Below are 15280 nucleotides of genomic sequence, written 5' to 3' on the forward strand. Positions count from 1 at the left end.
CAGGGCGTAATAAAAATCGTTAGATTAAAGAGGGTTAATATTCACGTTAATAAAAAAGCGATGTTTTTGTCAGGGCGAAATGGGAATAATTTCGGGAAAGCAGAGTGTGACGAATCAGGGTCAGGATGAAATATCCTGACCAGAAGAAAGGGGAATGTTGAGGTTAGCGGATGGTGAGTGCATTTAATGCGGATAACAGCGCGTCTACTTTTGGCAGAAACTGTTTACGCCGTGGCCATACCACGCTTAGCGTCAGCCCGTCAGGTTGTAACTGCGGCAGGATAATCTCCAGTTCGCCGGCTGCTACGGCGCGCTGAATCAGCCATGAAGGCATCTGGGCCACACCCAGTCCGGCGATGACCGCCTGCAGTTGCGCATCAACGTCGCCCACTGCCAGCCTGAACGGCACCTCGCGCCAGTGTGGCTGACCATCTTCAGTGGTGAACAGCCAGGGTTTGGTCGAGCCATCCACGCGCTCATAAAGGATGGCGGGATGATTCAGCAGCGCCGCCTCATTCTCCGGACGACCTTCACGGTCCAGATAAGCAGGAGAGGCACAGAACTGCATCTGCTCGCGGCCCATATTGCGCCAGCCCAGGGACGCAGGGAGGTCAGGCGCACCGCCGATCCGTACTGCCACATCTACGCCTTCCTCAAACAGGTCCACAAAGCGATCGGACAAACTCAGGCTCAGCGCCAGTTCCGGGTGCTGCTGGCAAAATGGCATCAAGAGCGGCATGACGTTGAGACGGCCATAGGTCGTGGGCACCGCCAGACGCAGACGACCGGACGGAATGATGCGCTGCGCCGCCAGCACTGCCTCGGCTTCGGCCAGATCCTCCAGGATGCGCAGGCAGGTCTGATAATAGGCGCTGCCCGCGTCGGTGAGGTGCAGGCTTCGCGTGGTGCGTTCCAGCAGCCGCGAGCCCAGTCGCGTCTCCAGGCGGCTGACGCTTTTACTGACTGCCGAACCGGTCACATGCAGCCGCTCAGCCGCGGCGGTAAAGCTGCCGCACTCGACGCTGGCAACAAACGGCAGAATATCTTTGAGGCGATGATCGTGCATTGATTGATGAACTCAGGTTAAGAATGCTGTGAATAAATGCCAGAGATAAGAACTGAATTCTCTATTAGGCTTAGAATTACGCAAAACGAGGAGAAATCAAATGAAAAAGCACGCTTTGATTGTTGGCATCAGCGGTGTTATTGGTCGCGCACTGGCAGAGAAATTACAAACAGAAGGCTGGCAGGTTACCGGTCTTTCACGCGGACGCGGTGCGGTTCCTGAAGGCGCAGCCAGTCTGACAGCCGATCTGACCGACGCTGACGCCGTTCGTGACGCACTGAAAGAGGTAAAACCGGATGCGCTTTTCTTCAGCGTCTGGGCGCGTCAGGAAAATGAGAAAGAGAACATCCGTGTTAATGGCGGCATGGTGCGCAATGTGATTGAAGCACTCGGCGATCGCCTCAAGGGTTCACATGTGGCACTGGTCACCGGACTGAAGCATTACCTGGGTCCGTTTGAAGCTTACGGCAAAGGGGCGGTGCCGGTGACGCCGTTCCGCGAAGAGCAGGGTCGTCAGCCAGTCGATAACTTCTATTACGCGCAGGAAGATGAAGTGTTCGCGGGCGCTGAGAAGTATGACTATCGCTGGAGCGTTCACCGTCCGCATACCATCATCGGTCATGCCGTAGGTAACGCGATGAATATGGGGCAGACGCTGGCGGTTTACGCGACATTGTGCAAAGAGAAGGGCTGGCCCTTTATCTTCCCAGGCTCGCCTGAGCAGTGGAGCGGTATTGTGGATATGACCGATGCGGGCCTGCTGGCTGAGCAGCTGCACTGGGCTGCCACTTCACCAAATGGCGCAAATGAGGATTTCAATGCCGTAAACGGCGACGTCTTCCGCTGGAACTGGATGTGGCCAAAACTGGCAGACTATTTCGGTATTGAAGCTGCGGAGTACCCGGCGCAGATGATGCCGCTGGAAAATCGTATGCAGGAAGCCGCCAGTGCATGGCAGGCGATTGCAGAGCAGAATCAGTTGCGTGAGGCAGATGTGACTAAGCTGGCTTCATGGTGGCACACCGATGCAGACCTGGGCCGTCCGATGGAAGCTTTTACTGATATGAGTAAGAGCCGCAAAGCGGGCTTTACCGGCTATCGCAGCACGCTCGACTCTTTTACTCAGCTGTTTGATAAGCTGAAAGCGGAAAAAGTGATTCCGGACTAACCCAGCAGGCGCCGCATCAGGCGCCTGTTTCGTTTCTGGCAGAGACTATACTCAGGCACTGAATCAGTGAATGGAGGAGCAGATCGATGACAACATGTTTCATTATCGGGGCGGCGGGCAAGGTTGGCCAAAAGCTGACGCGTCAACTGAGCAGCAGAAACCATGCGGTCACGGCGCTGCACCGTAAACCGGAACAGGCTGAAACTCTTCAGGCCGCAGGCGCGAAGCCTGTTGCGGGTGATATTCAGCAACTCAGCGTGACGGCACTGTCCGGTTTAATGACGGGTCACGAAGTGGTTGTTTTCACCGCGGGTGCCGGCGGTGCCGGGATCGAGTTGACCAATGCTATTGACGGTGAAGGGTTGAAGCTGGCGGTAGCCGCAGCAGAGCAGGCGGGTGTCTCGCGCTTCCTTCTGGTCTCGGCGTTTCCGGATGCAGGCCGTGGTAAAACGCCATCAGAGGGTTTTGAGAATTACATGCGGGTGAAACGTCTGGCGGATGCCGTGCTGGTGGCGAGCAAGCTGGAGTGGGTGATCCTGCGGCCGGGTACGCTGACCGATGAAGCCGGGACAGGGCGGGTGCATGCTGATCTCGCTATTCCGTATGGGGAAATCCCGCGTGAAGATGTGGCGGCGACGCTGGTCGGGTTGATTGAGAATCCGGCGATTAAATATCAGATAATCGAACTCACCCAGGGTGATGTGCAGATTGATGTGGCGTTGCAGCGGTTGCAGCGGTTGCAGCGGGTATAGAAAGGTAGGGTTGTTGCTGGATCGAGCCTGCTCAGGGAACGCGGTCAGTTTGGAAAGACGCAAAAGCCGTCATCCATGACACCCTCGGTCCGCACCGTCCCTGGTAAGGGATGCTTTCCTCCTCTGACCGTGCTCCCTGCGCAGACTCTCTGACAGCCAATAGCCCTTACTTTAATCAACAAAAAAGCCCCGAATCAGGGGGCTTTTTGCTTAGCTGACGCAGGTATTACTTCACGCATTTAGCGCAGTGCGCACGCTCAATGTGCTGGAAGAAGTCATTACCTTTATCATCGACCAGGATAAAGGCAGGGAAATTCTCCACCTCGATTTTCCAGATCGCTTCCATTCCCAGCTCAGGATACTCCACGCATTCCAGACTCTTGATGCTCTGCTGCGCCAGCACCGCGGCCGGACCACCGATGCTGCCCAGGTAAAAGCCGCCATGTTTATGGCAGGCATCCGTCACCTGCTGACTGCGGTTACCTTTTGCCAGCATGATTTTGCTGCCGCCGTGGGCTTGCAGCAAGTCCACATAGGAATCCATGCGTCCGGCTGTCGTCGGTCCGAGTGAACCGGACGCATAACCTTCAGGCGTTTTAGCCGGACCAGCGTAATAGACCGGGTGATCTTTGATGTACTGCGGCAATCCTTCGCCATTATCGATGCGCTCTTTGAGTTTGGCATGTGCGATATCACGCGCCACGATAATGGTGCCGGTCAGTGAGAGGCGGGTAGAAACCGGATACGCGGAGAGCTGGGCCAGAATCTCTTCCATTGGACGGTTAAGATTCACCTGCAACACTTCACCTTCGCCCTGCTGACGCAGCGCTTCCGGAATCAGACGGCCTGGATTTGATTCCAGCTTCTCAATCCAGATACCTTCGCGGTTAATCTTCGCTTTGATATTGCGGTCAGCCGAGCAGGAAACGCCCATGCCGATCGGGCAGGACGCGCCGTGACGCGGCAGACGCACCACGCGGATGTCGTGGGCGAAGTACTTGCCACCAAACTGCGCACCAAGGCCAAGGTCCTGCGCTGCTTTCAGCAATTCCTGCTCGAGTTGCACATCACGAAATGCCTGACCATGCTCGTTGCCCTCGGTCGGTAAGCCATCGTAGTAGTGTGTTGAGGCGAGCTTCACGGTTTTCAGTGTGCTCTCTGCCGAGGTGCCGCCGATAACAAACGCGATATGGTATGGCGGGCAGGCAGCGGTGCCGAGGGTACGCATTTTGTCCACCAGGTAATTTTTCAGTTTGCCTGGGCTCAGCAGCGCTTTGGTTTCCTGATAGAGATAAGTTTTGTTGGCGGAGCCGCCGCCTTTAGCGATACAGAGGAACTTGTACTCATCGCCATCAACGCTGTAGAGGTCGATCTGCGCAGGAAGGTTAGTGCCGGTATTCACCTCTTTATACATATCCAGCGCGGCATTCTGTGAATAGCGCAGGTTATCTTCAATATAAGTGTTGTAGATACCCAGTGACAGCGCGGCTTCATCGCCACCGCCGGTCCAGACGCGCTGGCCCTTTTTGCCCATGATGATCGCGGTGCCGGTATCCTGACAGGTAGGCAGCACGCCTTTGGCAGCAATTTCAGAGTTTCTTAAAAACTGCAGAGCCACATATTTGTCATTGTCGCTGGCTTCCGGGTCATCAAGGATGGAGGCAACCTGCTGCTGGTGGGCCGGACGCAGCATGAAAGAGGCGTCGTGGAAAGCCTGCTGACTCAGCAGCGTCAGTGCCTGCGGGTCAACTTTCAGGATCTCCTGACCCTCAAACTCGGCGACGGAGACATGCTCGCGACTCAGCAAATAGTATTCAGTATCTTCGTGGGACAGCGGAAAAGGGTTCTGATAGACAAAAGGTTTGTTCGACATTTTTTCTCACTTAATGACCGGCTGAACCTCCGCGTGCAGGCTGCGGGGCACAACATCATAGGCGAATTAATCGTTTATTATGCTTCCTCACCGTGGGTGCGGTGAGGAAGTGCTGGAATGGTATCTTATAACGCGTTGATCTGCATGTTGTATCCGTCAGAACATCCACACCATCCACGGATAAGCAATCAGCATCATCGAACCTAAGAAGATGGCACCGAAGATAGTACCCAGACGCCAGTAATCTTTGGTAGGCAGATAGCCGCTACCGTAGTAAATCGGACTTGGGCCAGTGCCGTATGGCGTGATGATGCCCATCACACCCAAAGAGGTACACAGCATCAGGCAGAATACGGGCATATTGATGCCTGGGATTGACGCTGCGATGGTCAGCATGGCCGGTAACAGCGCGGTAGTGTGCGCGGTGGTGCTGGCAAAGAGGTAGTGCAGCAGGAAGAAGGCGATTAACAGCACCACGGCTGAAACCTGCGGGTCATAACCCTGCAGTAGCATGCCACCCTCTTTACCTAACCAGGTGATGAATCCGACACGGGCCAGGCCATCTGCCAGCGCGACCAGGGTTGCGAACCAGGCAAAGGTGTTCCAGGCCGGTTTATTACTGGTGATGTCGTTCCAGTTCAGGACGCCGGTCCACAGCATCAGCACGACAACCAGTAACGCCGCCATCGCGGGCTCAATCCACGAAGTGGCGAAAATCCACATCAGCAGGGCACAGACCACAAACACCAGCAGCAGGATTTCATTGCGGGTCAGTCGGCCCAGTTTTTCCAGTTCAGCAATAGCCCATTTTGGCACTTCATCGTTGATTTTGACTTCAGGTGGGTAGAACCAGTAAGCCAGTAGCGGCATGGTCAGAATCAGCAGCAAGCCCAGTGGCAGGAAGGCCAGGAACCACATGCCCCATGAAATATCAAAACCGATGATGCTTTTCACCAGCGCCAGCGCCAGCAGGTTAGGAGCCAGTGCAGAGAGGAACATTGAACTGGTGATACAGGCTGCGGTAATCGCGACCCACATCAGGTAAGAGCCGATTTTACGGGCGCTTGGGTCATTAGGCTTAGAACCATACAGCGGCGGCAGGTTAGCAATAATCGGGTAAATCGTGCCGCCACTGCGCGCGGTGTTTGACGGGGTAAAGGGTGCCAGTAACAGGTCAGCAAAGGTGATGGCATAACCCAGCGTCAGGCTCCGGCGACCCAGATATTTCACCAGAATCAGCGCAAGGCGACGCCCGAACTGCGTTTTGTCATAACCTGCGGCGAACATAAAGGCACCGAAGATGAGCCAGACTGTAGAGTTGCCAAAACCGCTGACCGCCCACTTAAAGGACTCACTGGCGACTTTAAATTTCGGGTTAGCCAGTTCAGCCGGGCTGAAGAGCAGAAACTGGCTGAACAGCGCGATGACCACCACGCCAGTCAGACCGATCACGGCACCTGGCAGAGGCTCAAAAATCAACCCGACAATCACGCCCACGAAAATGGCGAAAAAGTGCCAGGCGTAGGGTTCGAGTCCGGCTGGGGTGGGAACAAGCAACAGCAGTACGGCAACGATTACCGGCAGCGCCAGCATGATAGCTTTCTTTTTACCCGCCGCCACAGGATCGGCTTTTGGGGGTTCAGTAACAGCTGAGAGTGTTTTCATAGTGTTTTATCTGCAAGTTAATAAGAATGCGATTTGCGCCCCGGACCTTCACTGATGACTTTCTTTTATATTCTTAATAGTGTGAATAAACCGCGATGCACTGATTTTTTTTAATCTGCTGCTGTGATAATGAGCAGCGCTTTTAAATCCATGTAAATATAATGCGATTTCCAGAAATAAGAATTTTGATCCAGATCAAAGAAATTAATTCATTATTCCCGTTTTTTAACATTTATTATTAATTTATTTTTACTGCGTCAGGGATTTGACGACTCTGTGAAGCTGATCAACAACAAAATGACTCTGTAAAGCAAATGTTTTTTCCATAACGCTATGATTTTAATTAACTTATTTGTTGTGTAAATGAATGGTTGATTTTTGGTAACTGATAGTTAACAATTAATATAACTTCGTTTTACTTTCCCGGCAAATAAAAAATAAAAATCGTTTAAAAGTTATAAAAGTAAAGTTATCGCTTAAGAAAGCAAAGAAAAGAGTATATTAACGTTATGACATCGGACCACTTAATTAAGCGATAATTTGCGTCCGCTAAAAATTTCCAGACTTTTTAAATTTTGGAGTTTATCGCAATGAAATCTCTCACTCCCCTTCTTAATCCACTTACCCTGCCCAATGGCGCTGTTTTAAAAAACCGGCTGGTCATGGCTCCGATGACCACCTGTACCGGTTTTTACGACGGCACGGTCACCAGCGAGCTGGTCGAGTACTATCGCGCCCGCGCGGGTAGCATCGGTACGGTGATTGTAGAGTGCTGTTTTATTGATAACCGTGGCCCGGCATTTCCAGGTGCCATTGCTATCGACAGCGACAATAAAATTCCCGGACTCAAACGTATTGCGGACGCAATTAAATCTGAAGGCTCAACCGCCATTCTGCAGATCTATCACGGCGGCCGTATGGTTGAGCCAGAACTGATTGGCGGAAAAACACCGGTTGCGCCCAGCGCCATCGCGGCGCCTCGTGAAGGGGCAACGCAGCCTCTCGCGCTGAGCGCTGAAGAGGTCGATACCATGATCACCAAATTTGGTGACGCAGTAAACCGCGCCATCAAGGCCGGTTTCGACGGTGTCGAAATTCATGGTGCCAACACTTACCTGATTCAGCAGTTCTATTCACCCAACTCTAACCAGCGCGATGACAAGTGGGGCGGCAGCCGCGATAACCGCGCGCGTTTCCCGCTGGAAGTGCTGGAAATCACCCATAAGATGGCGGAGCGCTTCGCGCATAACTCGTTCATTATCGGCTATCGCTTCTCGCCGGAAGAGATCGAAGTCCCCGGCATCCGTTTTGATGACACGCTTTATCTGCTGGAAAAACTGGCCGCGCGTGGACTCGATTACGTTCACTTCTCTGTCGGCCAGCTGCTGCGTCCGTCGATTGTTGATACTCAGGACCCGACGCCGCTGATTGAGAAATTCGTCGCGATGCGCTCACCTGCGCTGGCAAAAGTACCGGTAATCGGTGTCGGCGGCGTGGTGAACAAAGCGGATGCGGAGCTGGCGCTGGAGAAGGGTTACGATCTGGTCGCGATTGGTAAAGCCTGTATCGCCTATCCGAACTGGACCGATCGCATCATCAACAATGAACACCTTGAGCTCTACATCGACAGCAACAAACGCGAAGAACTGCAGATCCCTGAACCGCTGTGGCGCTTCTCGCTGGTCGATGCGATGATCCGCGACACCAGCGAATCAGGCCGTAAATACAAAGCGGGCGTCTATCAGGAAAAAGTTGAAGCCGAAGCGCTGAAGCTGAAAATCAACGTCACGCTGGATACCGACCGTATCACCGACATCTCGCTGGTGCCGGATGACACGCTGGATGTGGACTTCACCACCACCTTTGAAAGCCTGCGTAGCCGCATTCTGGTGGCGAACAGCCCACACGTTGATGCGATTACCGGTGCAACCACTCAGAGTGAGGCGCTTAAAAAAGCGGTTTCACGCGCGATGACCACCTCCAGCAAGCAACACGTGATCGAGGAAGGCGGTAACCCTAACGCACCACAGAATTACGATGTGGTGATTGTGGGTAGCGGCGGTGCCGGTCTGGCGGCGGCGATTCAGGCGCACGATGAAGGCGCGCGCGTGGTGATCATCGAGAAGATGCCGACCATTGGCGGCAACACGATTAAAGCGTCAGTAGGCATGAACGCCGCTGAAACCCGCTTCCAGAAACTCAAAGGCATTGAAGACAGCAAAGAGTTGTTCTATGAAGAGACGCTGAAAGGCGGTCAGTTCAAAAACAATCCGGTGCTGTTGCGTGAGTTTGTTGACCTGGCACCTGAAGCAATTGAGTGGCTGGCGGATAAAGGCATTGAGCTTAACGACATCACTATTACCGGCGGGATGAGCATCGACCGTACGCACCGTCCGGCTGACCGCTCAGCGGTGGGTGGGTTCCTGATTAGCGGCCTGGTAAAAAATATCAACAGCCGCAACATTGAAGTCCTGCTGGAAACCTCCGTCGCCGAGATCCTCTATGAGAATGGCGCAGTCGCGGGCGTGAAAGTGGTTGATGAGTACAACGACAGCCGTATTCTGAACGCCAAAAGCGTGATTGTGGCGACCGGAGGATTCAGTGCTAACCGTGAGCTGGTGGTGAAATACCGTCCTGAACTCGATGGCTTCGTGACGACCAACCATAAAGGCGCCACCGGCAGCGGTATTGCGATGCTGGAAAAAATTGGTGCCGGCACCGTGGATATGGGTGAAATCCAGATTCACCCAACGGTTGAGCAGACCACCTCTTATCTTGTCTCCGAATCCATTCGCGGCGGCGGCGCCATCCTGGTCAGCCAGGCGGGCGAACGTTTCTACAACGAAATGGAAACCCGCGACAAAGTTTCCGCACAGATCATCGCGCTGCCAGAAAAGAGTGCCTGGATTGTGTTTGATGAGCAGGTGCGTATGAACAACAAAGCGGCTGACGAATATATCGCGAAAGGTTTTGTGATCAGCGCGCCAACCGTGGCAGAACTGGCGGTGAAACTCAACATGAGTGAGCATCACACGCTGGAAGCAACGCTGGCCCGTTACAACAACTTCGTCATCATGCAGAAGGATGAAGATTTCGGTCGTCAGACCGCTTTGCGCCATCCGCTGAGTGAAGCGCCGTTCTACGCGATTCGTGTTGCTCCGGGTGTTCACCACACTATGGGTGGCGTCACTATCGACACCACTACAGCGGTGCTGGACAGCCAGAAGCAGGTGATCAACGGTGCCTGGGCGTGTGGTGAAGTGGTTGGCGGCATCCACGGCGCGAACCGTATCGGCGGTAACGCCGTGGCAGATATCATCATCTTCGGTATTCTGGCGGGTGGTAACGCCGCCGCTTACGCCCGACGTTAACGGCAGTCTCCGGCATCCGCACCCGCGGGTGCCGGTTTTTTCCTATTCAAAGCAGAGTCGCCTATGTTAACTGATGCGCGTGTCTATGCTTACTCCGCTGTTTTAATGGGTTCGCCCATTCTGCTGAAGCTCTTCGAAGACAACCAGACGCTGGCCGCTCAGGTTTTCCGTCTGATCAAACAGCAGGAGAACCTTTTCACGGTAAATCGTGCGGCGTCTGAAGTGATGGCCGTTAATGACGCGGCCGGTCAGCATCCTGTGGTCGTCAGCCAGCCAGTCTTTGATTTGATCGCCTGCGCACATGCCGTCAGCCTGCTGCCGGACAGCCTGTTTAATCTTGCTATCGGGCCGCTGGTGAAGTGCTGGAAAATCGGTTTTCAGGGACACAGCGTCCCGTCAGAAACCGACCTTAAGATGCGCATGGCGCTGACGAATCCCCATGACGTCATCCTAGATGCCGCAAGTCGCAGCGTCATGCTGGCCCGGCCGGGAATGGAGATTGATCTGGGTGCCATCGCCAAGGGCTATATCGCCGACGTAGTACAGGCGTTTTTGCGCCAGCAGCAGGTTAGCAATGCGCTGATTAATCTGGGCGGGAACGTGCAGACGGTGGGCGCGCCGCCCGAAGAGGCGGGCTGGGCAATTGGCCTGAAAAAACCTTTTGGTGAGGCCGATGAGTTGATTGGCGTGATTGGCGTGAACAACCGCTCGGTGGTGACGTCGGGTGTCTATGAGCGCTATTTCGAGCTGGATGGCATCTGTTATCACCACATCCTCAATCCGCACAGCGGATATCCACTGGATACCGAGCTGATGAGCGTCACGGTGATCTCTGAACGATCACTGGATGGTGACATCTACACGACACTGCTCTATGGCTTAGGTGTCGAAAAGGGCATGGCCTGCCTGGCAGATAAACCGGGCATTGAAGCGATCTTTGTGACCCGTGACAGGCAGGTCATCTGCTCGTCACAACGTCACTTTTTGTTTCAGTTACTGGACACCGGGTACCGGCTGGTTCACTGACAGTACTGTTTGAGTAAGGTGTGATACTCCGGCTGCAGGCGGTAGCGGTAAACCGGACGGCCCGTGACACCATAGTGAATACTGGTGAACAGAATATTAATCTGCGCCAGCCAAATCAGGTATTTGCGGCAGGAGACGCGAGAGATATTCACTTCCGTTGCCAGCTCATCGGTAGAGAACTCGGTGCCAGGATGCGAATCGATCCACAGACAGAGGGTGCGCAGCGTCTGCGGCGTTAATCCTTTCGGCAGGCGTTTCTGCTCGCTGGCGCCTGGCGGATTTCCATGCAACAGCTGATCAACGTCCGACTGCTGATAGAACTGGTGGTTATCCATCAGCGATTTTTTCTGTCGCCAGCCGGTCAGCGCCTCTTCAAAGCGGGCAAACTGAAACGGCTTGATCAGATAATCCACTACGCCATAGTTGAGCGAGGTTTTGATGGTGGCGGCATCGGCGGCTGACGAGATGATAATCACATCGACCGGACGTCCGGCACTGCGCAGTTCCGGGAGCAGGTCGAGCCCGTTTTCCTGCTGCATATAAATATCCAGCAGGATTAAATCAACCTGTGGCTCCTCCTGGGCCAGCCGCTCTTTTGCCTGCTGTAAGGTTGAGGCGGTGCCGCAGCACATGAAGCCTGGGATCTGCCCGATATAGCAGCGATTAAGTTCGGCTACCATCGCATCATCGTCGACAACTAACACATTGATCATTGGGTAATCATTCCTCTCTCCCACGGAAGTTGTACCAAGAATTGGGTAAATACACCCGGTTCCGATTCGACACTGACGTTGCCGCCCAGGCTTTCGGTCTGCTGCTTCACCAGAAATAATCCGACACCACGATCGTCGCCTTTTGATGAAACACCGCGCTCAAAAATGGTGCTGAGCTGGTTGCCGTCAATGCCCGGCCCATCATCACTCACTTCGCAGGCCAGCCAGCCGTTCTGATAGTGCAGCATGAGGTGAATTTCCCCTTCAGTTTCCGGGTCCAGCGCCTCGAGCGAGTTTTCAATTAAATTGCCCAGTACGGTAATCAGAACCGCGTTCTGCTCCTCGCTGCCGCAGTCAGGCAGAAAACTCGCTTCATCAATAATCAGCTGATGACCTTCATCGGTCACCCGGTTGATTTTACTGAGCAGGAAGCCGGCAATGATCGGCGACTTAATCTTTTGCAGCAGTGAACCGATTTCAGTCTGATAGGCGTTAGCCGTTTTCAGGATGTACTCTTCCATCTGCGCATAATTTTTCATGTGCAGCAGGCCCAGAATCACATGCAGCTTGTTCATGAACTCATGGGACCGTTCACGTAATGCATCCACATAGTTTACCATGCCGTCCAGCCGCTGCATCAGCTGGCTAATCTCCGTCTTGTCCCTGAAGGTGGTCACCGCGCCAATTATGCGGTCGCGACTGCGAACAGGCACGGTGTTGCTGATCAGGATCCGGTTACCCAGCGTCAACTCCTGGTCGTACCAGGCTTTACCTGCATGCAGTGCATCCTGCTGATGACGATGCATCACACTCTCTTCTGCAATCAAATCGCCGCTTGACGGCATCTTGCGGGTCGTCTCATGTAACAACTGCTGAGCCGCGTGGTTGATCAGGCTGACGCGCGACTGATCGTCTACTGCAATCACACCCTCTTTAATGGAATTCAGAATGGCCTGACGCTGCTCAAACAGGCTGGAAATTTCGTGCGGCTCCAGCCCCAGTAAGATGGTTTTTAGTCGCCTGACCAGAATAAGCATACCCAACAGGCCTGCCAGACCACCAAACAGGACTGTCCAGACGATATTCCAGCGGCTTTTAGCAATCTGGGCCGCCACATCATTCAGTGCGATGCCGATCGCCACGACGCCAATCTGCTGATGCTGTGCGTTATAAACGGGCGTAAATACCCGCAGTGCCTCCACCAGTACGCCATGATTGACGGCGACATTTTCCCGTCCGTCCAGCGTGGGATAGATATCATTGCCGACAAAGTGTTTGCCAATCACCGCCGCATTGGGATGTGAAAAGCGAATACCCTGCATATCCGTGACCACCACGAACAGGAGACCGTTACGCTTGCGGGCCGCTTCAGCCAGCGGCTGAATCTGACTGCTGCCGTCCGGCAACAACAAACCACGCTGAACTTCAGGCGTGTCTGCCAGCGTGCGAGCCACTGCCATCGCCTTGTCTTTGAGATGCGACTGAGCAAAGTTATCAATCTGAACGAAATAGAGCAGATGGACAGCGACCAATACCGTGATGATAACGGCGGTCATCATCAGGGTGGTCAGAGTACTGAGTTTCATTGGTCGTTTCGGCACGGCATATCGATTCTGTGTTTGGCTTTTCATGAATGTCCAGCACGGATGGGAGATCGCCAGGAAACATACGCTAACTCACCGCATCAGTACAGTTTTAGCGGCCTGCGCGTGGGCAGTCGCACTCAAACAATATTTGTGTTAGGGGATTGTATAATTCAAAGGACACCCTTAATGTGTGGTTAAAATATGTAAGCAATTCAGTAAGCCTTTTGTAATTAAAATAAGGCTAAATTGCTATTTTTAATTTTATAACTATTTTCACATTAACTCACAAATAACATTATTTTAAACTTTGAGGACTTTTTTTAACCAGTACCGTCTGAGCTGTAGATTAAAATGATGAATTCAAAGAAAGTTATTCCCACTCTTTCCCTCGCGGCCTTGTTAGTTTCTTCAGCCCTTCACGCTGAAACCTCACCAGAAAAAACTGACGTCCTGTTAATTGGCGGCGGCATTATGAGCGCCTCAATGGGCACCATGCTGGAAGAGCTGCAGCCTGGCTGGAAACAGATCATGGTTGAGAAGCTGGATGGCGTGGCACTGGAATCCTCTAACGGCTGGAACAATGCCGGTACAGGTCACTCTGCCAACATGGAACTGAACTATACGCCTGAGCGTAAAGACGGTTCTATCGACGTCTCTAAAGCGCTGGAAATTAACGAAGCGTTCATGATTTCTCGCCAGTTCTGGAGCTCACAGGTTAAAGAGGGCGTAATGCACGATCCGCGCTCTTTCATTAACTCAACGCCACACATGAGCTTCGTCTGGGGCGACAACGTCGACTTCCTGACCAAACGCTATGCGGCGTTGCAGAAAACGGCGCTGTTCCAGGGCATGAAGTTCTCTACCGATCACAAGCAGATCGAGCAGTGGGCACCACTGGTCATGGAAGGTCGCGATCCACAGCAGAAAGTGGCTGCAACCTGGACGCCAGTTGGCACCGATGTTAACTATGGTGAAATTACCCGTCAGTTGATCGGCAGCCTGAAAAAGAACGATAACTTCCGTCTTGAAACCTCTTCTGAAGTTACCGACTTCAAACGTAACGGCGACAACTCCTGGCACGTCACCATTAAAGACGCTAAAAACGGCAACGAACGTGCTGTTGACGCGAAATATGTCTTTATCGGTGCGGGTGGTGGTGCGCTGAAATTACTGCAGAAGACCGGTATCCCGGAAGCGGATAACTATGCGGGCTTCCCGGTAGGCGGATCATTCCTGGTGACTGAAAACAAGGCGATTGCCGATCGTCACCTGGCGAAAGTCTATGGTCAGGCGTCAACCGGTGCACCGCCGATGTCGGTTCCGCATCTGGATACCCGTTATCTGGACGGCAAACGCGTCGTGCTGTTTGGACCGTTTGCGACCTTCTCCACCAAGTTCCTGAAAAACGGTTCGCTGTTTGATCTGCTGAGCACTACCACGACTCATAACATCGTGCCGATGACCGATGTGGGTATGGATAACTTCGACCTGGTGAAATACCTGATCGGACAGGTCATGCTGAGTGATGAAGATCGCTTTAAAGCACTGCAGGAATACTATCCGGACGCGAAGAAAGAGGACTGGAAACTGATTCAGGCCGGTCAGCGTGTGCAGATCATCAAGAAAGATGCTGATAAAGGTGGCGTGCTGAAGCTGGGTACAGAAATTGTGACCGATCAGCAGAAAACCGTGGCGGCACTGTTGGGTGCATCTCCTGGTGCCTCAACCGCAGCGCCTATCTCCCTGAGCGTGATGCAGAAACTGTTCCCGGAAGAGTTCAAGTCACCGGAATGGCAGGCGAAGATCCACAAGATGATCCCAGGTTACGGTCAGAAACTGAATGACAACGTGCCGTTGCTGCAGCAGGTCTGGAATGAGACCGCTCAGACTCTGCAACTGACCACGCCGCCCGTGATCAACATGGAAGACAAAACCACAGATGCGCCGGCCGCACAGCCTGAGAAGGCTGCGCCTTCAGCGAAACACGATATGGCGCTGTAACAGCGACCTGACGTAAAAAAAGCCCGCACAGGTTAACCTGTGCGGGCTTTTTATTGCCG

The 15280-nt window shown here is 53.4% G+C and carries 10 protein-coding genes; 5 read left to right on the forward strand and 5 right to left on the reverse strand.

The features are described 5' to 3' along the window. Window positions 1-163: 163 nt before the first annotated feature. On the reverse strand, window positions 164-1066 hold the full coding sequence (locus EE896_RS20660) for a LysR family transcriptional regulator (RefSeq protein ID WP_008924712.1): 903 nt from the start codon (window positions 1064-1066) through the stop codon (window positions 164-166). A 100-nt stretch (window positions 1067-1166) separates the two neighbouring features. On the opposite strand from EE896_RS20660, the gene EE896_RS20665 reads away from it, so the two are divergent. Both EE896_RS20665 and EE896_RS20670 read left to right on the forward strand, forming a co-directional pair. Beyond that, window positions 1167-2234 (forward strand): SDR family oxidoreductase, encoded by a 1068-nt coding sequence (locus EE896_RS20665; protein ID WP_140033859.1) that lies wholly within the window; start codon window positions 1167-1169, stop codon window positions 2232-2234. Window positions 2235-2320: 86 nt separating this feature from the next. After that, entirely contained in the window at window positions 2321-2986 is a 666-nt protein-coding gene (locus EE896_RS20670; protein WP_140915924.1) for an SDR family oxidoreductase, read from the forward strand. Window positions 2987-3212: 226 nt separating this feature from the next. On the opposite strand, the gene fumA is transcribed toward EE896_RS20670, so the two are convergent. Further along, window positions 3213-4859: a class I fumarate hydratase FumA gene (fumA, locus tag EE896_RS20675; protein ID WP_039661400.1), complete on the reverse strand. Its 1647-nt coding sequence runs from the start codon at window positions 4857-4859 to the stop codon at window positions 3213-3215. A 156-nt stretch (window positions 4860-5015) separates the two neighbouring features. Beyond that, window positions 5016-6524, reverse strand: a complete 1509-nt coding sequence (locus tag EE896_RS20680; protein ID WP_003851475.1) for a DASS family sodium-coupled anion symporter — start codon at window positions 6522-6524, stop codon at window positions 5016-5018. Window positions 6525-7114: 590 nt separating this feature from the next. Between EE896_RS20680 and EE896_RS20685 the strand changes: the two genes are divergently transcribed. Both EE896_RS20685 and EE896_RS20690 read left to right on the forward strand, forming a co-directional pair. Next, on the forward strand, window positions 7115-9895 hold the full coding sequence (locus EE896_RS20685; RefSeq protein ID WP_105099708.1) for a flavocytochrome c: 2781 nt from the start codon (window positions 7115-7117) through the stop codon (window positions 9893-9895). Between the two features lie 63 nt (window positions 9896-9958). Next, window positions 9959-10921 (forward strand): FAD:protein FMN transferase, encoded by a 963-nt coding sequence (locus EE896_RS20690; protein ID WP_140915923.1) that lies wholly within the window; start codon window positions 9959-9961, stop codon window positions 10919-10921. Here EE896_RS20690 and dcuR read toward each other — a convergent pair. Next, window positions 10915-11634: a two-component system response regulator DcuR gene (gene dcuR, locus EE896_RS20695; protein ID WP_003851470.1), complete on the reverse strand. Its 720-nt coding sequence runs from the start codon at window positions 11632-11634 to the stop codon at window positions 10915-10917. The two genes, EE896_RS20690 and dcuR, sit on opposite strands and share 7 nt — an antisense overlap. Next, window positions 11631-13265, reverse strand: coding sequence for a sensor histidine kinase (locus EE896_RS20700; RefSeq protein ID WP_140915922.1), 1635 nt, complete (start codon window positions 13263-13265; stop codon window positions 11631-11633). The genes dcuR and EE896_RS20700 overlap by 4 nt, the downstream gene beginning before the upstream one ends. A 306-nt stretch (window positions 13266-13571) precedes the next feature. On the opposite strand from EE896_RS20700, the gene mqo reads away from it, so the two are divergent. Continuing rightward, a complete protein-coding gene (gene mqo / locus EE896_RS20705; protein ID WP_140915921.1) occupies window positions 13572-15221 on the forward strand; it encodes a malate dehydrogenase (quinone) in 1650 nt (549 codons plus the stop codon). The last annotated feature ends 59 nt before the right edge of the window (window positions 15222-15280 follow it).

Source organism: Pantoea eucalypti, assembly GCF_009646115.1.
GTDB classification, from domain to species: domain Bacteria; phylum Pseudomonadota; class Gammaproteobacteria; order Enterobacterales; family Enterobacteriaceae; genus Pantoea; species Pantoea eucalypti.

Coding starts and splice junctions, on each gene's coding strand:
- EE896_RS20660 (WP_008924712.1), bottom strand. CDS start 1,066: ATGCACGATCATCGCCTCAAAGATATTCTGCCGTTTGTTGCCAGCGTC.
- EE896_RS20665 (WP_140033859.1), top strand. CDS start 1,167: ATGAAAAAGCACGCTTTGATTGTTGGCATCAGCGGTGTTATTGGTCGC.
- EE896_RS20670 (WP_140915924.1), top strand. CDS start 2,321: ATGACAACATGTTTCATTATCGGGGCGGCGGGCAAGGTTGGCCAAAAG.
- fumA (WP_039661400.1), bottom strand. CDS start 4,859: ATGTCGAACAAACCTTTTGTCTATCAGAACCCTTTTCCGCTGTCCCAC.
- EE896_RS20680 (WP_003851475.1), bottom strand. CDS start 6,524: ATGAAAACACTCTCAGCTGTTACTGAACCCCCAAAAGCCGATCCTGTG.
- EE896_RS20685 (WP_105099708.1), top strand. CDS start 7,115: ATGAAATCTCTCACTCCCCTTCTTAATCCACTTACCCTGCCCAATGGC.
- EE896_RS20690 (WP_140915923.1), top strand. CDS start 9,959: ATGTTAACTGATGCGCGTGTCTATGCTTACTCCGCTGTTTTAATGGGT.
- dcuR (WP_003851470.1), bottom strand. CDS start 11,634: ATGATCAATGTGTTAGTTGTCGACGATGATGCGATGGTAGCCGAACTT.
- EE896_RS20700 (WP_140915922.1), bottom strand. CDS start 13,265: ATGAAAAGCCAAACACAGAATCGATATGCCGTGCCGAAACGACCAATG.
- mqo (WP_140915921.1), top strand. CDS start 13,572: ATGATGAATTCAAAGAAAGTTATTCCCACTCTTTCCCTCGCGGCCTTG.